General features: G+C 35.5%; 28 protein-coding genes. 5 read left to right on the top strand and 23 right to left on the bottom strand.

All coding sequences use genetic code 11. From position 1 onward, the window contains the following. Positions 1-6: 6 nt before the first annotated feature. Complete coding sequence (locus PMI13_RS02375; RefSeq protein WP_007840301.1) at positions 7-732, bottom strand: LytR/AlgR family response regulator transcription factor; 726 nt, start codon at positions 730-732, stop codon at positions 7-9. Beyond that, entirely contained in the window at positions 729-1,805 is a 1,077-nt protein-coding gene (locus PMI13_RS02370; RefSeq protein ID WP_034670917.1) for a sensor histidine kinase, read from the bottom strand. Before PMI13_RS02370 ends, PMI13_RS02375 begins: the two co-directional genes overlap by 4 nt. Positions 1,806-2,059: 254 nt before the next feature. Here PMI13_RS02370 and PMI13_RS02365 point away from each other — a divergent pair, with 254 nt between their 5' ends. From PMI13_RS02365 to PMI13_RS02350, 4 genes are all read left to right on the top strand, one after another. Beyond that, positions 2,060-2,431 (top strand): hypothetical protein, encoded by a 372-nt coding sequence (locus tag PMI13_RS02365; RefSeq protein ID WP_238536265.1) that lies wholly within the window; start codon positions 2,060-2,062, stop codon positions 2,429-2,431. Positions 2,432-2,434: 3 nt separating this feature from the next. Further along, positions 2,435-3,415, top strand: a complete 981-nt coding sequence (locus PMI13_RS02360) for a DUF6268 family outer membrane beta-barrel protein (protein WP_007840296.1) — start codon at positions 2,435-2,437, stop codon at positions 3,413-3,415. 259 nt (positions 3,416-3,674) lie between these two features. Further along, positions 3,675-4,334: a glycosyltransferase family 32 protein gene (locus PMI13_RS02355; RefSeq protein WP_007840294.1), complete on the top strand. Its 660-nt coding sequence runs from the start codon at positions 3,675-3,677 to the stop codon at positions 4,332-4,334. 74 nt (positions 4,335-4,408) lie between these two features. Then, positions 4,409-5,023 (top strand): DapH/DapD/GlmU-related protein, encoded by a 615-nt coding sequence (locus PMI13_RS02350; protein WP_007840292.1) that lies wholly within the window; start codon positions 4,409-4,411, stop codon positions 5,021-5,023. 180 nt (positions 5,024-5,203) lie between these two features. Here PMI13_RS02350 and PMI13_RS02345 read toward each other — a convergent pair whose 3' ends face one another. Further along, entirely contained in the window at positions 5,204-5,539 is a 336-nt protein-coding gene (locus PMI13_RS02345) for a DMT family transporter (RefSeq protein ID WP_007840285.1), read from the bottom strand. A gap of 821 nt (positions 5,540-6,360) precedes the next feature. On the opposite strand from PMI13_RS02345, the gene PMI13_RS02340 reads away from it, so the two are divergent. Then, positions 6,361-7,083 (top strand): AAA family ATPase, encoded by a 723-nt coding sequence (locus PMI13_RS02340; RefSeq protein ID WP_007840283.1) that lies wholly within the window; start codon positions 6,361-6,363, stop codon positions 7,081-7,083. Between the two features lie 404 nt (positions 7,084-7,487). Here PMI13_RS02340 and gcvP read toward each other — a convergent pair whose 3' ends face one another. The 20 genes from gcvP to PMI13_RS02240 all read right to left on the bottom strand — a co-directional run bounded on the left by gcvP (position 7,488) and on the right by PMI13_RS02240 (position 21,474). Further along, positions 7,488-10,346 carry an aminomethyl-transferring glycine dehydrogenase gene (gcvP, locus tag PMI13_RS02330; protein ID WP_007840281.1) on the bottom strand — a complete coding sequence of 953 codons (2,859 nt, stop codon included), beginning with the start codon at positions 10,344-10,346 and terminating at the stop codon, positions 7,488-7,490. A gap of 423 nt (positions 10,347-10,769) precedes the next feature. Continuing rightward, positions 10,770-11,417 carry a J domain-containing protein gene (locus PMI13_RS02325; RefSeq protein ID WP_007840279.1) on the bottom strand — a complete coding sequence of 216 codons (648 nt, stop codon included), beginning with the start codon at positions 11,415-11,417 and terminating at the stop codon, positions 10,770-10,772. Between the two features lie 260 nt (positions 11,418-11,677). After that, positions 11,678-11,935 carry a hypothetical protein gene (locus PMI13_RS02320; RefSeq protein ID WP_007840278.1) on the bottom strand — a complete coding sequence of 86 codons (258 nt, stop codon included), beginning with the start codon at positions 11,933-11,935 and terminating at the stop codon, positions 11,678-11,680. Between the two features lie 86 nt (positions 11,936-12,021). After that, a complete protein-coding gene (locus PMI13_RS02315) occupies positions 12,022-12,366 on the bottom strand; it encodes a hypothetical protein (protein ID WP_007840277.1) in 345 nt (114 codons plus the stop codon). A 14-nt stretch (positions 12,367-12,380) separates the two neighbouring features. Further along, positions 12,381-12,935 carry an RNA polymerase sigma factor gene (locus tag PMI13_RS02310; protein ID WP_007840275.1) on the bottom strand — a complete coding sequence of 185 codons (555 nt, stop codon included), beginning with the start codon at positions 12,933-12,935 and terminating at the stop codon, positions 12,381-12,383. Between the two features lie 251 nt (positions 12,936-13,186). Further along, the gene (locus tag PMI13_RS02305; protein ID WP_007840273.1) at positions 13,187-13,645 is read right to left on the bottom strand and encodes a DoxX family protein; all 459 of its coding nucleotides are present in this window, start codon (positions 13,643-13,645) and stop codon (positions 13,187-13,189) included. A gap of 43 nt (positions 13,646-13,688) precedes the next feature. After that, the gene (locus PMI13_RS02300; protein ID WP_007840266.1) at positions 13,689-14,132 is read right to left on the bottom strand and encodes an SRPBCC family protein; all 444 of its coding nucleotides are present in this window, start codon (positions 14,130-14,132) and stop codon (positions 13,689-13,691) included. Positions 14,133-14,230: 98 nt separating this feature from the next. Beyond that, positions 14,231-14,659 (bottom strand): SRPBCC family protein, encoded by a 429-nt coding sequence (locus PMI13_RS02295; protein ID WP_007840264.1) that lies wholly within the window; start codon positions 14,657-14,659, stop codon positions 14,231-14,233. A gap of 79 nt (positions 14,660-14,738) precedes the next feature. Further along, complete coding sequence (locus PMI13_RS02290; protein ID WP_007840261.1) at positions 14,739-15,572, bottom strand: SDR family oxidoreductase; 834 nt, start codon at positions 15,570-15,572, stop codon at positions 14,739-14,741. A gap of 45 nt (positions 15,573-15,617) precedes the next feature. After that, positions 15,618-16,478, bottom strand: coding sequence for a VOC family protein (locus PMI13_RS02285; protein WP_007840260.1), 861 nt, complete (start codon positions 16,476-16,478; stop codon positions 15,618-15,620). A 186-nt stretch (positions 16,479-16,664) separates the two neighbouring features. After that, positions 16,665-16,925, bottom strand: a complete 261-nt coding sequence (locus PMI13_RS02280; protein WP_007840257.1) for a helix-hairpin-helix domain-containing protein — start codon at positions 16,923-16,925, stop codon at positions 16,665-16,667. Between the two features lie 16 nt (positions 16,926-16,941). Then, a complete protein-coding gene (locus PMI13_RS02275; RefSeq protein WP_007840255.1) occupies positions 16,942-17,355 on the bottom strand; it encodes an SRPBCC family protein in 414 nt (137 codons plus the stop codon). A 76-nt stretch (positions 17,356-17,431) separates the two neighbouring features. Then, the gene (locus PMI13_RS02270; protein ID WP_007840253.1) at positions 17,432-17,863 is read right to left on the bottom strand and encodes a VOC family protein; all 432 of its coding nucleotides are present in this window, start codon (positions 17,861-17,863) and stop codon (positions 17,432-17,434) included. A 103-nt stretch (positions 17,864-17,966) separates the two neighbouring features. Beyond that, entirely contained in the window at positions 17,967-18,743 is a 777-nt protein-coding gene (locus PMI13_RS02265; RefSeq protein ID WP_007840243.1) for an alpha/beta fold hydrolase, read from the bottom strand. Positions 18,744-18,746: 3 nt separating this feature from the next. After that, positions 18,747-18,947, bottom strand: a complete 201-nt coding sequence (locus tag PMI13_RS21465) for a hypothetical protein (RefSeq protein WP_238536263.1) — start codon at positions 18,945-18,947, stop codon at positions 18,747-18,749. 45 nt (positions 18,948-18,992) lie between these two features. Further along, a complete protein-coding gene (locus PMI13_RS21460) occupies positions 18,993-19,271 on the bottom strand; it encodes a hypothetical protein (RefSeq protein ID WP_007840239.1) in 279 nt (92 codons plus the stop codon). A 165-nt stretch (positions 19,272-19,436) separates the two neighbouring features. Beyond that, positions 19,437-19,898 carry a hypothetical protein gene (locus tag PMI13_RS02255; protein ID WP_007840237.1) on the bottom strand — a complete coding sequence of 154 codons (462 nt, stop codon included), beginning with the start codon at positions 19,896-19,898 and terminating at the stop codon, positions 19,437-19,439. A 44-nt stretch (positions 19,899-19,942) separates the two neighbouring features. After that, a complete protein-coding gene (locus tag PMI13_RS02250; protein ID WP_007840235.1) occupies positions 19,943-20,350 on the bottom strand; it encodes a VOC family protein in 408 nt (135 codons plus the stop codon). A 45-nt stretch (positions 20,351-20,395) separates the two neighbouring features. Next, entirely contained in the window at positions 20,396-20,806 is a 411-nt protein-coding gene (locus PMI13_RS02245) for a VOC family protein (protein ID WP_007840233.1), read from the bottom strand. Positions 20,807-20,883: 77 nt separating this feature from the next. Continuing rightward, complete coding sequence (locus PMI13_RS02240) at positions 20,884-21,474, bottom strand: Crp/Fnr family transcriptional regulator (protein ID WP_007840230.1); 591 nt, start codon at positions 21,472-21,474, stop codon at positions 20,884-20,886. Positions 21,475-21,518: the final 44 nt, after the last annotated feature.

The raw sequence follows: 21,518 nt of genomic DNA, 5'->3' as shown, positions 1-21,518 counted from the left end.
GAAAATTTACAGATCAGTATTAAGAAATCCGTTCGCATATTTTGCAAAAAAATCGGATTTATAAACTTCCCCCAACGGAACTTCCGAGTCACCGATATAAATATTATGGCTGTCGAACGAATCGATATAATCGATATTTACGACATAGGATTTGCTTACCCTTAAAAAGGAATCTGATAAAATTTTCTGATGAATTGTTTTCAGATTCATTGCCGTGATCAGCTTTTGATTTTGGGTATGAATGACCACATAATCTTTCAGTCCTTCTATAAACTTTATTTCTGAAAAATTGATTTTATAAAATCGTCTTTCTGCTTTGATGAATAAAAATTCAGATGTATTGGATTCAACGGTATTTTTTACGGTGTCTTTTGATAACAGCTCAGTATAGAGCTCTGCTTTTTCAATAGACTTTTCCAGTCTTTGCTTATCAATAGGCTTCAACAGATAATCTATCGCATCCAGTTCGTAACTTTTCAGGGCATATTGTGAATAGGCCGTTGTGAAAATAATCAGGGTGCTTTTCGGCAGCATTTCTGCAAACTCCAATCCGGTCACCAAAGGCATCTCAATATCCAGGAAAATAAGGTCAACTTTATTGGTCCTAAAAAAATCCAGTGCTGAAGGGGCGTTGGAAAATTCTCCCAAAACTTCAATCTTTGAAACTTCATTAATCAGCGAGCGCATTTCTGCTCTTGCCAATGGCTCATCATCTACTATTATACAATTCATACAGGAATAATTAAATCAATGGTATATTCTTTTTCTGTGGATATGATCTCCAGATTATGGGTATCATCATACAGAAGTTCCAATCTTCTTTTGATATTGGCCAGCCCCAGCCCGCTGTAATGCTCATCTGAAGCAGGATAATCCGGGTCACGGGAATTCCGGCATACGAAATACAGCTTCTGATTTTGTATTTCAATATTTATTTTCACACTGGATTCTTTGTCGCTCATATCTACACTGTGCTTCACCGCATTTTCTACGAAAGTGGTGAATAAATTGGGTGGAATAAAAGTCCTGTTAAGGATTCGTTTATCGGTTTTACTTTCAATCTCAAAAGAGAAATTTTCCCGCCTTATTTTTTCAAGATTAAGAAAATTGGATAGAAATTCAATCTCTAAAGACAACAATGTTTTCTCTTCACCATTTTCGTAGAGCTGGTACCTTAAAAATTCGGATAATTTAATAATAACTGCTGATGCCTTTTCAGGATCAGTTCTTATCAATGCTTTTACATTATTCAGCATATTAAATAAAAAATGGGGATTGATCTGATTACGCAGTTCATTAAGCTCCATACTCAAAGTAAGGTTGCTGAGTTCAACAATCTTTTTATTATCCCGCGTCCATTTCTGGAGGAGTTTTACGGTCGTACTGATCAGAATAATCGAGATACACATCATAAAGCCCTCATACATTCCACCCTTACGGTCAAGCCTCTTCATAGCTTCTACCTTATAGTCTGAAAAATAGTGATCAAAGCAATAGCCTATTACATTCAACCCGACAGCCCCCATTAAAGCCAGTAAAATAAAATACGTAGTATAACGGGTTTTAAAAAAGTACAAAGGCACTAATATATAGGTATTAACATATACCATTATGATGAGTGAAGTATATACAAAGAACAGAACATAGTATTTATAAATCCCTACATACCAGTTCCAGAAGCTCGTAAAAAACAACATCAGAAAAAAGAAAATGAGAAATACCACATGGCGCAGAATCCGGTATTGATCTTCTACAAGAAAATCAATAACTAATGCATTTTTCAACTCCTGGGGGGTACACTTCATATGGTTTGAATCAGGTTCTAAAGAAACACAAAAATAAGTAATAACGAAAGTAACATGCATAATATTATACAAAAACAGGAATTTATTATACAAAAATTTCCGGCCCTGAATTTTGTATAAAATATCATCCGTTTTGTATAAAAAAATAAATATAAGACGGAATTCTCTATTCCTTTGTCCTGTTTAATTTATCATCTATGGACCTAGCTGTTTTTCAAGAATTAACTGAAAAGATAACTTTGGAATGTTTTTTTATGACTGATTCCCAACAGGAAGAAAAAGTAATTCAGCTTATCGATCTGCATCATTTTGTTGAATGCTATAATTCGAAAATAAAAATCTTTGACTACCTCCATCATTCCGTTAATATTGTTGAAGATAATGGTATTAAAAAAGGGATTTTCTTTTATGATCTTAAGCATTCAATGCCTTTGGATTTAAACGCGTGTGAAGAATTTAAAAAACAGCACCGCTTACAGGAGCTCTGGTTTGTTTTTGTAGAAGAAGAAATGGTCCGTGATTCCAACCGTCACACTGATTTTATCATAGAAAACCGTATCGAAGTTTTTTATGATAAAATATTCCTGTTCAATTTTTTCCAATCTGTAATCAGTACCCTTAAATAATTTATGAAAATCATCAGAAAAGCCCTTGTTCCGCTGGCCATGCTTCCGTTTAAAAATATAGTGTCGGCACAGAAAAAAGACAGTATTCCACATAAAGTAGTTGCTTTCGTTACCGATAAATTTCCGCAAACCCGAGATCTTAACATCGAATACATCCAGCTTACGCCTTATAAGTATTCTTCAGCCTTTCAGGGGATGGATCTTCCTGATAATAAAGTCAAAAATTTCAGCCAGGTCAATGCCAATGCCAATATCTATTTTATTAAAAACAGAAAATGGATACTAAGTACAGCTTTAAATTACCGTTTCACTTCCATAGAGACTGAAAATCCGACCTCTCTATTTTCCGGGGAAAGCAGCAATAAGGGAAATTTCCATTATCATTCCGAAGCATTAACTTTTACTCATTTTTCAAAATTATTTAATAAGATCGCTGTATATTCAGCAACAGCTTCAGTAGATGGAAGTGACCAGCATTTTGAAAGAGTCCGGGGAATGGCAACCGGAAATATCATTTTAAAGGCGAATGCTAAAACTAAAATGTCTGTAGGGTTAGCTGTTCTGATCGATCGGAGTGCACAAATTCCCGTACTTCCCGTTTTCACTTATGAACATAAATTTGATAACGGCTGGACTGCTGATATTATCCTGCCTCAAAAGCTCCTGATGAGAAAAAATATTTTCTCAAACGGACGGATCTCTTTAGGTTCGGAAATGAATAATACTTCTTTTTATCTTTATAATTCAGATAAAACATATGAATTCAGACAGCTGGCCATCAATTCGGGAGCTATTTATGAACATAATTTAGGTTCTAATTTTATTGGGACCCTGAAAACCGGATTAAGGTTTATGCCGAAAGCAAGAATATTTGATAAAGAGGAATCTTTTAAAGATTATATTTTTGAAGCTACTCCAAAACCTTCTTTCTATTTCAATATCGGGATTTCCTACAACCCTTTTGGAAAGCCGAGATCAAAATGATTTTAATGCCTTAAAAGTAATCCCGGTTAAGAAAAATATTAATTATAACTACATAATTATAATACACTTGCCCTTTTTTCGAGCGCATACATCAAAATAATTTTAATTTTTTTTTAAGGTAATATTTAACTTTTTTAAAAAAAATTTATCTATAAACAATTACCACGTATTGAATTTTCTCGCGCAGAACCTGTTATTCATTCACTACATTACTGTTGAGTGAATCATATATTACCTGTGCTTCTTTAACTTGTTAAATATGGCCATACCAAAACAAATATTTCAAACTTTTAAGTCCAAAAAGCTTCCCTGGCTTACAAAACTTCACATCTGGAATATGAAAAGAAAAAACCCTGAATATCGTTATCATTTTTATGACGACCACGATATACAAAAGTTTATCACCGAAGAATTTCCACCGGAATATATAGAAAACTATAACAGATTAACGATTGGTGCTGCAAAAGCTGACTTTTTCAGATATGCTATTTTATATAAAAAAGGCGGAATCTATCTGGATGTTGACAGCGCAATAACAAAACCGCTAAAAAATCTGATAAAAGAAGATGATGAAGCTGTGATCAGTAAAGAAAGGCATCCTGATTTATTTGTGCAATGGGGGTTGATCTTTAATAAAAACCATCCTTTTCTGAAAAAAACTTTAGAGCTGATGCTCGATAATATAAAGACCCATCGTTATCCTCATGATATACATTCTACAACGGGGCCTACCGTATTTAGTAAAGCTATTCAGCGAAGCCTGAATGAAAATCCGGATATCCCGCACAGATTATTCAACGGAATAGAGTTCCGTGGATATCTGAAATTCAAATATAAACTGGGAAAATTCTTTCTGTATGAAAAGAGAGCCGAGCATTGGAAACAAAAGCAAATCACGCAGGATATTATTAAAATTTAGCAATGTAAAATTTTAATCAGATTAATATTTAAATTTGTTCTCAGTATTCACTTGTTAAACATTAATCTGATTACATGATCAACATCAGCGATTTTATCGAAAATTTTTCCACTTTCAATTCAAATACCCGCCTTCAGCCCTGGGAAATCATTAATAATCTGGATGACTTTCTTCAGGAAAAGTTTAGTAATCTCGGAGAAGATTATATCATTTCCGGAGATACTGCTATTCATAAAACAGCAGTCGTAGAACAGAATGTAATCTTAAAAGGAAGAATTATTGCCGGAGAAAATACGGTTATTGGTGCCAATGCTTATCTGAGAGGTCCTGTTTATATCGGAAAGAACGTAAAAATAGGTCCCGGAAGTGAAGTAAAACAGAGTATTATTTTTAATGAAACGGCTGTTGCCCATTTCAATTATATCGGAAACAGCATCATTGGGAACGGAATTAATTTTGAAGCGGGTTCCATATGTGCCAATCATTACAACGAAAGGAGAAACAAAGAAATTTCAATCCTTTTTAATGGCAAGGCAGTCAGAACCGGAAGTGTGAAATTCGGTTCGCTGGTTGGTGATAATTCAAGAATCGGAGCTAATGCGGTGTTGTCACCGGGTACAATATTGGGTAAAGAAAGTATTGTAAAAAGACTGGAGCTTATTGAGCAGCTACCATTGGAAAACAATTAATTTTTAATGATCATTTCATTCATAAAAATAAGCATTCCGTTATTTTAAGTAACAAAATTAAATTCTTAAACCATTAAGTAATAAAAACTTTAAGACAAGAAATTACATTCATTAAAACATCTCAATGCACCGCATTTCATTTCACTACCCGAAGTAATGCATATTTTCAATGATTTATAATTAATGAACTCCCATTTTTGAGAACAGGTTAATTACAATAACACCGATAACGATTAAAGCAATTCCTATGATAGCAGGCAGATCAGGAACCTGTTTAAAAGCAACTATCCCAATAACCGTAATAAATATTATCCCTACTCCGGACCATATCGCATAGGTAATCCCTACAGGAATCTGACGGAGCGTTAAGCTCAGGAAATAAAATGCTGCTGAATATCCGATTACAGTTACTACTGAAGGTAGAAGCCTGGAAAATTCTTCTGATTTTTTCAAGAATGTTGTAGCAATAATTTCAAAAACAATCGCTAAAATAAGATAAAGGTAACTGCGTCCCATATGTTTATACTTTATGACAAAAATAGGAAAATTAAGCAGTCTCCTATTTTTTCTGTCCTATTTTCACTGTCATTTAAGCCATAGATATTGACAAAAAAGTACACACAAATTTCACACTGGCTAGAATAAAAAATAATTTTTCTTAACATTCAGGATCTTTATAGTATAATTTAAACCTTTCGATTCACACTTAAGTGGAATATTATGTACATCATTCTTTATTATTTGTATTATCAAGTCTGAAATATAAAGCTTAAAACAATTATCAGATTCATATTTTTTTACAGATAAGACAATAAAAATACATAAAAATTTTCAATAATATATTAAATTCATGTAAACAAATAGACACTAAAAATGAACAATAAAACAACATAACACACTGATAAACATCATAATTATTTGCTTTGGCATGTAATTTGAAAGCTGTAATATTGCAAATAAGAAATCATCAAAATAAAATCAAATAATTAAAAATAAAACAAAAATGGTAACTTACGCTTTTATCGCAACATGTGCAGTAGTATTCACTTCTTATTTCATGACTGTTAGAAGAGAAAGAAATTAATTAAAGACTCTTATCAGGTTTAAAAACTTAGAGAACTTTTACTAATTTGTATTGTTTTATGTTTTCGGTCTGATACTGTCAGGCTGCAGCTCTTTTACTCATTGGGAGTAAAAGGGCACAAAAACATAAGATACCTGATTTTATTACGTAACAAATTTTAATATCATAATTTAGCTGGGCTTTTAAGTCCGGCTTTTCTTTGTTATAAATTTCAGGAAAGCTTTATCTTTGTACCTCTAAAAGTTTTCTGATCATGAATCTGTACAACCTTATTATCCAGGATAAAGAAGAAATAACTCTTAATAATGTATTCCTTACTGAAACTAACAGAGAACAGTTTGTACAGCTCATCAAAGAGCAGACTTACAGCAAAGAACTGCTGGAATACGGGCTTCCTGTCAACAATAAGGTTTTACTGCAGGGAAGCTCAGGATGTGGAAAAACAATGACCGCAAAAGCAATTGCTAACGCTTTAGGCAAAAATATTATCATTCTGAATTTAAGCAATATCGTTTCATCAAGAATTGGGGAAACTTCGCAAAATATTAAAATGATTTTCGATAAAGCTTCCAGAGAAAGGTCTGTACTTTTTCTTGATGAACTGGACCAGATCGGGAAAGCGAGAGGCAGTGATGATAAGGATGTGGGTGAAATGAGAAGGCTTGTAAATACACTGATTCAGCTGATCGACTATTATCCTGAAAATGCATTACTGCTTTGTGCGACCAATCATGCCGAAATTATTGATACGGCTTTACTGAGACGTTTTCAGCTGAGAATTAAGTACGAAATGCCATCACAGGAATTTTTAGACCGCTTCTACGACAACCTTTTATCGAAGTTTCCGGAGGATTTAAGAACTATTGACCGTCAATACAATATTTCCTTTGCGGAAGCTAAAGACCACGCCTTTACATTAATCAAATCTGCTTTGATTAAAAAGCTTGAAACAAAGGAACTTTCTGCAAAAATTTGAAGATAAATATCATTTAAAATAGTACTAACTAAAAATGATGTATGAATACGGATAGTTAAAACCAAACTTTAACCTTATTAAAACAGCGTCATTTATAGTCTATAAATTCGGTATACTTTTTGATCATAAAAATTTAATAACCAAACAAATACATTATGATTAAAAAATTACTAATGGGCTGTCTTTTAATGACAGTATTATTCTTTTTTTCATGCGATAAAAAAAACACATCACAAGTAAAAAGTGAAACCTCAATTGAAACGATTTCAATTATCACCTGTCTTACAATGGGAATAGCTATTGCTGCAGCATATACTTTGAAGAGAAGACAGTAGAAATACAATGCAACAAACAAAAATACCGCTCAGATTGAGCGGTATTTTTTATTATTTAGAAAAAATCTATTACATATAAGCTTCAATCGGCTCACAGGTACATACTAAGTTTCTGTCTCCGTAAGCTTCATCTACTCTTGAAACAGAAGCAAAGAATTTGTGGTCCCTTACCCATTCTAACGGATAAGCAGCCTTTTCTCTGCTGTATGGCTTATCCCATGAGTCAGAGATCACCAATTGTTCTGTATGAGGTGCATTTTTCAACACATTATTCGCTGCATCAGCTTCACCGTTTGCAATCTCATCAATTTCTTGTTTGATTGCGATTAAAGCCTCTGCAAAACGATCGATTTCCGCTTTACTTTCAGATTCTGTAGGTTCAATCATTAAAGTTCCGGCAACCGGGAAAGAAACCGTAGGAGCATGGAAACCATAATCCATCAGTCTTTTCGCCACATCAGCCACCTCAATTCCTAATGATTTGAACTGACGGAAATCTACGATACATTCGTGAGCCACTTTTCCGTTTTTGTTTGAATATAAAATTGGGAAATGCTCTGCCAGAACCTCTTTTAAATAATTAGCATTTAAGATTGCATGTTCCGTAGCTTTTCTCAATCCTGAAGCTCCCAACATTTTGATATAGGCGTAAGAAATGTTCAGGATCAAACCGGAACCGTAAGGTGCTGCAGAAATACCCTCGATAGCATCTTTAGAACCTATTTTGATGTTTGCATTCGTAGGTAAGAAAGGAACCAGGTGTTTAGCCACACAGATCGGGCCAACTCCAGGACCTCCACCGCCGTGAGGAATCGCAAAAGTTTTGTGAAGGTTTAAGTGACAAACATCTGCTCCGATGTTTCCGGGACTGGTAAATCCTACCTGAGCGTTCATGTTTGCACCATCCATATATACCTGCCCGCCATGTTGGTGGATCAAGTTTGTAATTTCAATAATGTTGGCATCAAAGAATCCGTAAGTTGACGGATAAGTGATCATCACACAAGATAAATTAGCCGAATGTTCTTCTGTTTTTGCTTTTAAATCTTCGAAATCAATTTCTCCGTTTTCAAGATTTTTAACAACAACGATTTTCATTCCTGCCATTGCTGCAGATGCAGGATTGGTTCCGTGAGCAGACTGAGGAATCAATACTACATTTCTGTGGCCTTCCCCTCTTGAAATATGATATTCTCTGATCACCATCAATCCTGCATATTCTCCCTGAGCTCCGGAATTCGGTTGAAGAGAAGTTCCTGCAAAACCGGTGATTTCAGCTAAATCTTTCTCCAGTTCACGGATCATTTCCTGGTAACCTCCAGCCTGATCAACCGGCACAAACGGGTGAATACTTCCCCAGTTATCCCATGAAAGCGGTAACATTTGAGTTGCTGCATTCAGTTTCATCGTACAGGAACCCAAAGAAATCATTGAATGAGTTAATGATAAATCTTTTCTTTCCAGGCGCTTGATGTAACGCATTAATTCTGTTTCCGTATGATATTTGTTGAATACTGCTTCTGTAAGAATTTCGTCTTTTCTTAAATTCTCTTCAGGAATGCTGTATCCCTCTTTTATTTCTAATTTAAAAGTCTGCTTATCCTTAAACTGAGCGAAAGAAGCCATCAGATAATTTAACTTATCCAATGTTGTACTTTCATTGATTGCAATGCTTACAATTCCTTCTGTAAAATAATTCAGGTTAAGTTTATGATCAAGCATCATTCTCGATAGTCTCCCTTTTTCATCTTCATTCATGATGATTTTCACCGTATCGAAGATCGGTTCTTCAACCGTCTGGTATCCTAAAGCTTTAAGACCTCCTTTTAAAGCATTGGCTTTAAAGTGAATCTGATCAGCAATATAATTTAATCCTTTCGGACCGTGATAAACTGCATACATCCCAGCCATTACCGCTAAAAGAACCTGAGCTGTACAAATGTTTGAAGTCGCTCTTTCTCTTTTAATATGCTGCTCCCTGGTTTGCAAAGCCATTCTCAATGCACGTTTTCCATACATGTCCTGAGAAACCCCGATGATTCTTCCTGGAATATCTCTTTTATAATCTTCTTTACAAGAGAAAAATGCTGCGTGAGGACCTCCGTAGCCTAATGGAATACCAAACCTCTGTGAAGTTCCTACCGCACAGTCTGCTCCCATTGTAGCAGGTGATTTTAATTTAACCAAGGCCATCGGATCACAAGCTACAACAACCTGTAAATCTAATTTTTTATATTCTGTAATATCTTCTGTATAATCTAAAACGATTCCGTTTTTACCAGGATACTGTAATAAAACTCCATAGTAAGAGCCATCAAACTCATGGGTTTTATGATCACCTTCCACAATTTCGATCGCCAGACCTTCAGCTTTTGTTTTTAATACAGAAACTGTCTGAGGTAAAACAAGGTCTGAAACGAAGAATTTATTGGCATTTGCTTTTTTCTGATCTTTTGTTCTGTTGTTGAAGAACATGTGCATGGCTTCAGCAGCAGCCGTTGATTCATCTAATAGTGAAGCGTTCGCCAAACCAAAACCTGTAAGATCACACACTACAGTCTGGAAATTAAGAAGAGCTTCTAATCTTCCCTGTGCAATTTCTGCCTGGTAAGGAGTATAAGCAGTATACCAACTCGGGTTTTCAAAAATATTCCTCTGAATAGCCGATGGCAAAAGTGTATTGTGATATCCAAAACCAATATAGCTTGTATAGTCAGTATTCTTCGATGCCAATTCTTTCGAATGATTAAGCATTTCGTATTCTGAAAGCGGTTCTGAGATATCAAGATCTTTTTCTAAACGGATAGAAGAAGGGATGGTTTGAGAAATTAATTCTTCGATACTTGAAACGCCAACTTTTTCCAACATCGCCTGTTTATCGGCTTCATTTAAGGAAATGTGACGGCTCACAAACTGTTCTGTATTCATTTTTTATATTAGATTTTGTTTGTAAAAAAGATGGCTAAAATTACAATTTTTTAAGGGATTGTACAACAGTCAAAAAATTGATGGTCAATCATTGGAAAATGCTGATTAATTTTGAAAACCTGATTTTTCCGGAGACTTTTTGGAAATTATTTTAATTCCTGATTTAAAAAAAAACGGTTCAAAACTTAGAGATAACCTTCTAATAACCAGCTTTGGAAATTATTTCAAATTTTATTAATTATATTTATTCTAAATTAATATATTTGCATCATGAATATGATTATCCCATTTAAAGTTCCTGCTTTAACTCCCGTACTTGCATTCAATAATGAAGATATGTATTGTGAAAAAAAATCCTGCTGCAAAAAATTCAAGAAAGGGAAAAGATGCAAAAAGTGTCCGGGAAGAAAGAAAATGGCTTAATTAGCTAAAGCTTCTTATTAAAAAATAAATTGCAATCGCCAGGATCAGAATACCCCAGGCCAGCATTACAATTTTAGGAAACCCTCTCCGGTTGACGATTGTACGCGGCTGTGGTTTGAATAATTCTTCCACACTACTCTTAAATTTCTCAGAATCATTTTCAAAAACCTCTGTAATTGTAATTCCCTGAACAACTGTTTTATGTAACAATGAGTTGGTCGCATGAAGCAAAAGCTGAAATTTCCCGTCTTTAAATTCAGTAATTTTAAAAATTCTTTCACCGTAAGGTTTCTCAAGCCCGAAAGGAAGCACTTTCACTATATCTGCATTACTGGTCTGCCAGTTAATGATAATTTCTTCTCCTTTTTTCGCATGAACTTTATTCGATGTAAACGTTTTGATTGCCGGAGGAATGTTGTCCCTGAAACTTTTCTGGTGACTTTCCAGATTATGGTCATAGCCCCGTCTTCTGACCGGATCACTTAGTGTCTCATAAGCCTCCTGGATTTCACGGAAACGGTCTGCAAAAAAATCGTCATTTTCATTTTTATCAGGATGGTATTTTAAAGACAGTTTTCTATAGGCCTTTTTGATGTCTTCTTCTGAAGCATCCTGGGAAATACCGAGAAAATAATAGTAGTCTTTCATGTATAACCCTGCAAAAATAAGGAATTATTTTTCTTTTTAAACACAAATAACATTCATGACTTTATAGATATAGCTGATATGTGGCTTCGGAAGCCTCAGCCACCAGGGGGCGTATGACAATATATTTTTTCCTAGATTACAAAACTGCTATAAAGCCGGTGGCTGAGGCTCCCGAAGCCACCAGGTCACATAAAGACTCCGGCGCGGGAAGCTCTGCTTCCCGCGCCGGAATTAAACAATTTCAATTTAGCTTTGAAAACTTACGCTTCGTAAATTTCATCTTTCCTGCAGCATCTTGAAGCAAATTCTTTTTTAAACTTACCTTTTAATTCCTGATACTGCTCATCATTCATTTCTCTGATTTTATCTGCAAGACCGAAAGGCGATCTTTCTTTGATTCCATATTCATCAAAAATACCTTTTACAAATCTTTTTCTTTCTGCCATTTTCTTAGCAACTAATGCTACACCCACAACGGCTAATGCTCCCAGAGCACCTTTTAATGTTGAATTTTTCATTTTTCAAAATTTTAAATTTTACTACTTCCTGTTTTTTATATAGACGAATAAATTTTAATTTTACTTTACTACTTCTAAAATTTTTATTATTCGTTTGTTCTGTTGTGTCTGTTGAAAAAACCTCCTGAACATTTGTCTTTCCAGACTTCTTTGAATTTTTCCCTTTCTTCCGGAGATAGGCTCATCATTCTGTCTCTCATCATCTTCTTTTCCTTAAATTCTCTCATCCCTTTTCCGAAATGAAATCCTCCGAAAAGAATTTTACTTAAAACCAATATTCCCATCGCCTGCCAGTAAGTAATTGTTTTCGCCCCTAAAATATCGGGAAGCAGGCAATTCCAGAGGGCCATTACGATCCATGTAACCCCAAGGAAAATCAATGGTGGACATAATATTAAAAAAATCCAACCTTTTTTGTGTTTATAATTCATAACTTTCTTCTTTACTAACTATTTAAATCTTCGTATAATCTTCTCAATCTGTTTCTCAGATGTTTCACTGCGTAATTTTTTCTGCTGATGATTGTCTTTATATTTTCGCCTTGTTCATCGGCAATTTGTTGAAGAGTTTTGTCATTCAGTTCATTTTCTATATACACCAGCTTTTGTTTTTCAGGAAGCTCTTCCAGGGCTTCGAATAATTTTTTCCAGATTTCATCCTGGAACATTTTTACTTCCGGACCTGCACTTTCATCCAGCAGGAGTATATCTTTTATAGAAAAACTGCCGTCTTCATCTTCATATACAAAATCTTCAAGGTTTTCTGTTTTCTTTTTGCGGTAGCGGTCTGTGATTTTATTGGCGGTCACTCTGTACAACCATCCGCCTACATTCACAATCTCCGAAAGATTGGTAAGACTACTGAACTGATACCATACCTCCTGCAAAATATCTTCTGCATCCTCGGTATTTTTCACTTTGGGACGAATGAAAGACATCAGCTTACCGCCGTACTTTGAAACGGTTTGTGAGATGATACTTTCTTTCTCTTTCTGTGGCATTGATATTTTTTCGACAACCTCCATATTGCTATGACGATCAGTCTTTTTATTTTACTTTAATAAATTTAAAATATTTTTATGAATTTAAGCTTTTTCTTCTATCCACAGTATTTTCATTGATTTCATTAAAACTTTAAAAATCAAAATAAAGCCTGTCATTATGCAAGAATCTCAATAAAAGCTCATTAATTATAAAACAACAAACGGAAAGCAAAATACTTTCCGTTTTTATAAGGGTGAAAATTTGTCAGTTAATTTAAATAAATCCCGAAATACCAGGTCCATGCAATTAAAATAATCTGCATCGGAAGCCTTTCTTTAAAAAGATAGCCCATTCCGGGGCCTGTATAATCTGCTTTGAATAAATTTACTCTTTTTTTCGATGCGTTGATATTAGCAACAAAAACCAGAATATAAAAAATAATCAGCAGGATTGCGGTAGTTTCACGAAGGAAAGGAATCATCAAGCCGATTCCTGCGGCAATTTCAATGACTCCTGTAAAATATACCCAAAACATTTTAGCAGGAATAAAACCAGGAATCATCATCGCCATCCCTTTCTGGAACTTAAAATGGGATAATCCTGTAAAAATGATGAATACCGTCATCCCAAGGTTTCCGGAAAATAAAAAATCCCAGCTTCCCTGAAACACTTTTGTTCCCAATAAAGCCAGGATAAATGTTCCGAAAAGAATTGCCAGTAGCTTCATATATCTTTTGTCAGATTTTCACAGAATAAAAAAACTTTTAAAACTAATTCTTTTCAGCCATGTTTTTAACCACCTCCAGGCCTTTTGTAAAACCGGTATTCATATGGTCTTCCCAGTTTTTTTCAATCTGCACTTCAGCATGGAGTTTGGTTTTTCCGTCAAAATCGATCAGGAAATATTTTTCAAAAGCTCCGTTCCATTCCATGACTTCTTTACTTTGAGTATCTTCTACTCCATTTTTATCTACCATTCCCAGATGTTTAAATACAATCTGATTGGGTTCATCAAGACTGTCAATGGTAGAAACCATTCCTTCGTTTTCCGCATTAAGGAAATAAGTTTTTCCGCCTACTTTCCAATCGGATTTCATCTGAGAACCCGGACTGAAGAACTTTGTCCATTCTCCATAGGTTTCAGGGCTCCACAAGATGTTCCATACTTTCTGTAAAGGTGCATCGATTATTGTTTCGTACGATAATGTTTCCATATTTTAATTTTTTTTGGTTGGTTTTTATTGAGTTGAATCTGAACCACCCCGTCAAATCAAAGATTTGACACCCCTCCGGAGGAGGGGAATTTTAGATGCTAAAGTTGGTTTTCAGATAAATTCTTTACAATTCCCAAAGCTTTTGGAAATTTATCTTCAAAAAATGCAATAAACTCAACAGGTGAGTGAATTTCACTTTTCAGCCTGGTTCCGTCCTCGGTTTCTTCCAGAATATAAGTTTCTGTGGCATCGCCCCAATCCTGTGGGCTTTCCACTCCATCGTAAATTTCACCGAGATGTAAGAATTTCATTTCTTTATTAGGTATATTTTTTTCAACACGGCTGTACATTCCGTTGTTATTTGGATCGAAAAATTTCACGATACTTCCTTCTTCCAGTGTTCCCTGGTAAAAAGAACCGTCTGTGAAAGCTGTGGTCCATTGCCTGTAGGTAATTTCGCTCCACAATACATCCCATACTTTTTCCGGACTTGCATTGATTTGAACTTCATACAATAATGTTTCCATGTTTTTGTTTTTAATGTTGTGAGATTTCAGCTTATGCTAAGCTTTTATGACTTTACGGTTTAAAGATAAATTTAAAATATCACCCTCCTACAAAGTCTCCTCCATTAATATGAATAATTTCACCGGTAATAAAACTGGAATCCTCCGAAGCCAGAAAAACAAAAGCCGGAGCTACCTCCGAAGGCTGCCCTGCTCTTTTCATAGGGTTATCTTTTCCGAAGGTTGAAAGATCATCGAATGTTTCTTTTACAAGAGGTGTCCAGATCGGTCCGGGGGCAACTCCATTGACTAAAATTTTCTTTTCTGCAAGGTTGGTCGCCAACGAACGGATAAAAGTTGCAATAGCCCCTTTCGTTGCAGAATAATCAATCAGGTGATCACTTCCACGGTATGCAGTAACCGAAGTTGTACAGATAATCCTGCCTCCTTTTTTCATTAAAGGCAAAAAATCCCGCGTGAATGCAATCATCGAAATGATATTGACATTAAAAGTTTCCTTAATCTGATCATCGGAAATTTTTTCAATATCATTTTCAGGAAACTGAACCCCTGCATTATTAACCAGAATATCCAGGTTTTTCCAATCTTTCCTGATCCGGTCTATGCATTTAGTTCTGAAAGTTTTTTTGGAAATATCACCTTTCAGCAAAATACATTTCCGCCCTTCTTTTTCTACCAGTTTCAGGGTTTCCCTGGCATCTTTATCAGTTTCTTTATAGATGATGGCAACATCTGCTCCCTCTCTTGCAAAATGTATTGCTACAGCCTGCCCTATTCCACTGTCTCCACCAGAAATGACGGCTTTTTTGTCGAGAAGCTTTTTACTTCCCCGGTAGTTTTCACGGATGATTTCAGGGAACAGTCCTTCTTTAGGGACTTTTGATTTAGATTTTGACTTGTTCTGTGTTTTCATAAGCAAATCTTTTTCTAAATAGCATCAAACAGCAAGCCGAAAAAATTAAGACTGATATGCTTCTTCCAGATCTTTAATGATGATTTTCTGCATCTGCATCATTGCCTGAACCACTTTCTGAGCTTTTTCCTGATCCGGATCACTCATCAGCTGAATCAGCCTTTTAGGGACAATCTGCCAGCTCAAGCCGTATTTATCTTTCAGCCATCCGCACATGCTTTCTCTTCCTCCGTTTGAGGTAAGCGTATTCCAAAGATAATCAGTTTGCTCCTGGTCATTTGTCATTATCACGATTGAAATACCTTCATTGAAATCAAACTTGTGATCATATGAAGAATCCATGCAATAAAAATTATAACCGTCGATTATAAAGTGGGCATGCTTAACATTTTCAGGGGTTTCCCCCGCTTCTTCCCCTCCATCTTTATATCTTAAAACATTTCCAATTGTTGAATCAGGAAACGTCCGGGTATAGAATTCCATGGCTTCCATGGCTTTTCCACTATTTTCGTGCATGAACATCAGGGTCGGAACTATTTTCTGGTCATTTTGTTTTTCACCGAAAAACAGCTGCCATGAAACTCCGTAACGGTCCTGAACCCAGCCATATTTTTTACTCCACGGATAGGAATCTAAAGCCATTAAAGCCATTCCGCCATCCAACAGCTGGTCCCAGTATTTCTGAACCTCATCTTCTGTTTCACAGATTACCATGAAAGAAACTGAAGGATTTTTTTCAAATTGAGGACCACCATTAAGTAACATTATTTTCTGACCGAAAAGATCAATATTCATCACAACCGGTGTATCTGCAGTTATTTTTCCGTCGAATACTCCGGTATAAAATTCTGCGGACTGTTTTGCATCTCCGCCATACCAGAGACATGGGAAAATATCGTTATTCATGATTTTAAATTTAAGGGTGATTTAAATAGTTTATAGCGTAATCATTAAAGTTTAATAAGCCATTGTTTCCTTGTGTCTGTTTGTGTATTAAGAATCCGAGGAAGTCAATGACACAATAATCGCCACTTCCAACCAGAGAAATTATCCTAAAACAGACAGCCGAACTTATGTCTTTACCTGTATGCTTTAGTTTAATGTTTTAAAAGAAACCTGGTGCTCGTTCATATGATTTTTCAGTTTCGCCATTGCATTCTTTCCGAAACCATGGAGCTGCATAATCTCTTCTTCGGAATAGTCTGAAAGCTTTTCCAAAGAATCAATTTTCTCTTTTTCCAAAGCCCGTCTTGCAGGCATTGCCAGAATCCCTTCAAGAAAATTACCATTGGCAACATGATTAACAGCGCAAATGGAGCTTAAACATTTTGCCATTATGATTAAATTGATCATGATTGCAGAAAAATTTTTAGTGACTTTCAACATATTTATGGAAATTGTTAAGAATGGCATACCACCCTTCACGCTGCATTTCCACAGAATTTTGTTTCTCAGGATCGAAAATCTCGGTAACTTTTGTTGTACCGTCATCCAATTTATCAAAAACCACTTCTACTTTCCTCCCATCTTCAAGGTGGTATTTTATTTTTTCATTGGGAATAATCTCGTCATAAATTCCTTCAAAATCGAATCCGAAGCTTTTGTCTTTTGCTTCCATCCGGGTTTTGAATTTCCCGCCGACTCTTAGGTCATTTTCAGAGGCAGGGCACTGCCAGGATTCATCAGCAAAATTCCATTTCGTAATATGTCGGGGAGCATTAAAATAATCCCAAACCTTCTCAACAGGTGACAGAATTGTAATGTCAATTTTAACAGGATCCATAGTTTTATTTTTTAATTTGATGGGTAAGGGCAACCGGAAATCCAGTTACCCTTTATAAAATTAGTTAAATATAAGATTATTTTGTATATCCTTCGTTATAGTTCACCATCCAATGAACACCGTATTTGTCCTGAAAGCTTCCGAAATAATCTCCCCAAAACTGGTCTTCAATTGGCATTTCTATGTTTCCGCCTTCAGAAAGCCCTTTAAAAAGACGGTCTGCCTCATCTCTCGATTCAGGGAAAATAGAAACATAATTGTTATTTCCAACGGTCAGGCTTTGTCCGAATCCCGGAACAATATCTGAAGCCATCAATAAGTCTCCCCCAATCGGAAGAGCAATGTGCATTACTCTGTTTTTTTCTTCCTGGGACAAGTTTTCAGTTCCGGGAGCATTTCCCATTTTATGAACTTCGCCAAGGAATTCTCCTCCGAAAACAGATTTGTAGAAATTGAAAGCTTCTTCAGCTTTTCCGTCAAAATTCAGGTATGGATTTAATTTAGCCATGATATTTAATTTTTAAAAGTTAATATTATGTTTAATGTTGAGCCATTAAGGATCAGTAAGTCGTTAAGAATAAGTCAGAATAATCTAAATCTTGACAAAAATCTTAGTGGTTTAAGAATTTCTGTATCTCGTTCGTTGTTAAGCTGATCAGATTCTCATCAGTATTTCCCCCGAAATCTGCCATCATATAGGAACCATGGGTTGCCGGAAGGATCATTAACTGAGCCCCTTTGACCAGACGCCACATCTCCACAATATGTTCAGGCTTTATAACATCTTTATCTCCTGAAATAAATAATGTGGGACACTGTATTGATGTTAAAATTTTCTCATCCCAGTCTTTGAAAGTCTGCATTCTTTTGCTGTCTTTGTCAAAGAGGTTTTCAAGCTTTGAAAAGTCGGGATTCAAGTTTAAAAAATTGATTTTAAGAGGTTCGGGCATTGATTCTAATGTAGCTTCCGCCATGGACTCAAAAAAGCCGTCCATCATTCCGTTTCTTTTAAAAAATGAAGAAGCGACAACAAGTTTTTCCATCATTTCAGGATAAAGATGTGCAATCTGCATCACTGTATTTCCACCATTGCTGAAGCCCCAGAATGAAGCTTTTCCAGTATTCAGTTCTTTTAAAAGGCCTGCGACATCGTGTGCATCCTGTTCAAAAGTTTCAGGAATATCCCGGTGTTCTGTCATCCCATGGTTCTGCAGATCGATTCCGATGAGCTGAAACTGAGTTTCCAGTCTTGAAATCACTTCCTTAAAATCAAATTGGATTGAAGAGCCGCCTCCATGAATCAATACCAAAGGTTTTCCGGAACTATAGATCTCGTAATACATCTGGATTCCATTCACCTGCTTATATCCTTTTTCAACCGGATTCATTGATCAATATTTAAGATCTTTGTCAAAGTCGTATTTCATTCCTTCGTATCCGAGAATTCTGCGCATCAGTCCGATCTGTCCGCACAGATAATCTTCACGGCCTATGCACATGCCAACAAAATTCAGTACGGTTTCAGGGAAAAAATCAATATTCATTCCCATGGAGAAAGCTTTATCCAATTCTTCATCAGAAACTTCAAGCAATTTCTGATAAACAAGGGGCGAAATTTTGTGAAAATCATCTTTAAGCTACTGCAAAGAAGGGTATTTTATAGTTTCATCCAATGCTTTTCCCTGAAAGAAAAAATCTTTGTATTCAAATTCTTCACTGATCCCGAATATATTTCCCAGTGCATAACGCATATCAAGGAAATTGCCTACCATCCAAACGATATGATTGGTTCTACCTTCAATTCTTTTCAGTGCATTTTCTTCAGAAATTCCATCGAGAACCATCAGAAAATTCTGACTGTGTCCCCGATAAGCCGGAATAATAATGTCTAATTTTTTTGATTTTGGTGTGTCCATTTTATTTTGTTTTATTTTTTGTATCTCTTTGATTTTGCTTCGTCGAACTTAATTTACACAGATATTTTAGTAGTTTTCTCTCACAAATTCTGCAGATGATTGGAGTTGTTTGTGAAAAATATTTGTGAGCTCTGTGTTGGAATTAATCTTACGGAAAACACAGATTTATTTTATTGCTCCGGGCTTTCCGAGGATTCTTCTGAGATACCCCATTTGTCCGCTATGGTATGCTTCATGATAGGATAAAACTGAAATATCTTCAACCGTTTCAGGAACAAAACTTTCAAGAATGTTGAGCTTTGCTTCCAGCTTATCCTGAGATTCTTTTAAATAAGATTTTAATTCTTCAAAAGTGACGAACTCTTCTTTTCTGTTTAAAGGAATTTCCCCTCTGTTATAGCAGGAAAATTTTTCATTATCCCAAACAGATTCTTCTCCCAAAACATTCAGAAATGCATTTCTTATGTAAATTAAGTGGCCAAAAATCCAGTTCATACAATTGGCTTCACCATTCGGGAAAATCATTGATTCTTCATTGGTAATCCCTTCCATATTCAATGAAATAACTTTGTAATTGCTGGTCAACTGAATTTTTATAATTTCAATATCGTTGGATTTTGTTTCCATATATTCAGTATTTATAGATTATGGTTTAGTTCTTTAAATCAGGATTATTCTGCAGGAAGTTGAGAAATATCTGTAAATGTAACATTCCATCCATGCCCGTTGATGTCCCAGAAAGAGTTTTGATACATCCATCCGTAATCCTGGGGTTCTTCATGCTGATAAGCGCCATTTTCTACAGCAGTGTTTACCACTTTATCAACTTCTTCACGGCTGTTTAAACTGATCGCCACCAAAACCTGTGTGGTATCGCCTTTTGGAACCGGCCTTTCAGATAAAGTCTGGAAAAATTCTTCCGTTATAAACATTACGTAAATATTGTCACTCATCTTTATACAAACTGCTCTCTCATCAGAAATCTGTTCGTTGATTGAGAATCCGATTTTTGTCCAGAAGTTTTTTGTTTTTTGAATATCCTTTACCGGAAGATTCACATAAATCTGGTTGATTTTCATTTTATAATTTTTTTAATGTTAGTTTTAATTAAAACTATTGATTGGTTATTCTGCAGGAAACTGTGAAACATCAGCAAACATCACTTCCCACTGATGCCCGTTTAAATCTGAAAAAGCATTTTGATACATCCATCCGTGATCCTGGGGTTCGCTGTATTTTGAGCCTCCGTTTTCAATGGCAGTCTTCACCATATTGTCAACTTCTTCACGGCTGTTCACACCAATGGCAAGCAATGTCTGGGTTGTATCTCCTTTTGCAACAGGTCTGTTTGTAAAGGTCTGGAAAAATTCTTCATTCAAAAACATCGCGTAAATATAATCCTCTTTCATTACTACACAGATAGCTTTCTCATCAGAGAACTGTTCGTTAATAGAAAACCCCAATTTTGTCCAAAATTCTCTTGTTTTTTGAACATCTTTTATTGGGAGGTTTACATAAATCTGGTTGATTTTCATTTTAATAATTTTTAGTGTTAAACTTTAACTCAAAATTACTAAGTCGATATGAAAATCAACTTGCCATAAGACAAGATTTAATTTTTCTTCGGGTGGGAGACCAGTTCTTTACGGATTCTGCTTAAGGAAGTATCGGTAACCCCAAGGTAGGAAGCGATTTGTTTCAAAGGCGCAAATTGTATCACCTGGCATTTCTGTTCCATGAGATTAAGATAACGTTTTGTGGCGGAAAGAGTGAACATCTCTACCGAACGTTGCTTATAAACGAAAAGCTGGTGTGACATCCATGCCCTTCCCCATTCCCTGAGATTAGGGATTTTATGGAATAATTCCTGAAAAGTATCAAAGTCAAATCTCCAGCATTCACAATCGGTGATACAGACGATATTTTCCTGAGTAGGAATTCTCTGAAAAAGAGAGGAAACTTCGATAATGATTTCGTTTTCCACAAAAAAGTGGGTGGTCACTTCGTTTCCGTTAAAATCATTCACATAAGATCTGGCCAGGCCTTTTTCCAGAATATAGTATTCATTTGCAGTTTTTCCTTCTTCAAGAATGAAATCTCCTTTTTGAAATGCTACTTTTTCATGAGCCTGAAATATTTCTTCAAGCTCTTCCGATAAGAAAAATGGAAAATCATAACAGATTTCCAAAGATTTGCTGCTCATCAGGTGAATGTTTTTTAAGATTTTAAAAATAGAATTTTTATGGT

This window comes from Chryseobacterium populi (genome assembly GCF_000282115.1).
GTDB lineage: Bacteria > Bacteroidota > Bacteroidia > Flavobacteriales > Weeksellaceae > Chryseobacterium > Chryseobacterium populi.
This window is presented reverse-complemented; position numbering and strand designations above follow the sequence as displayed.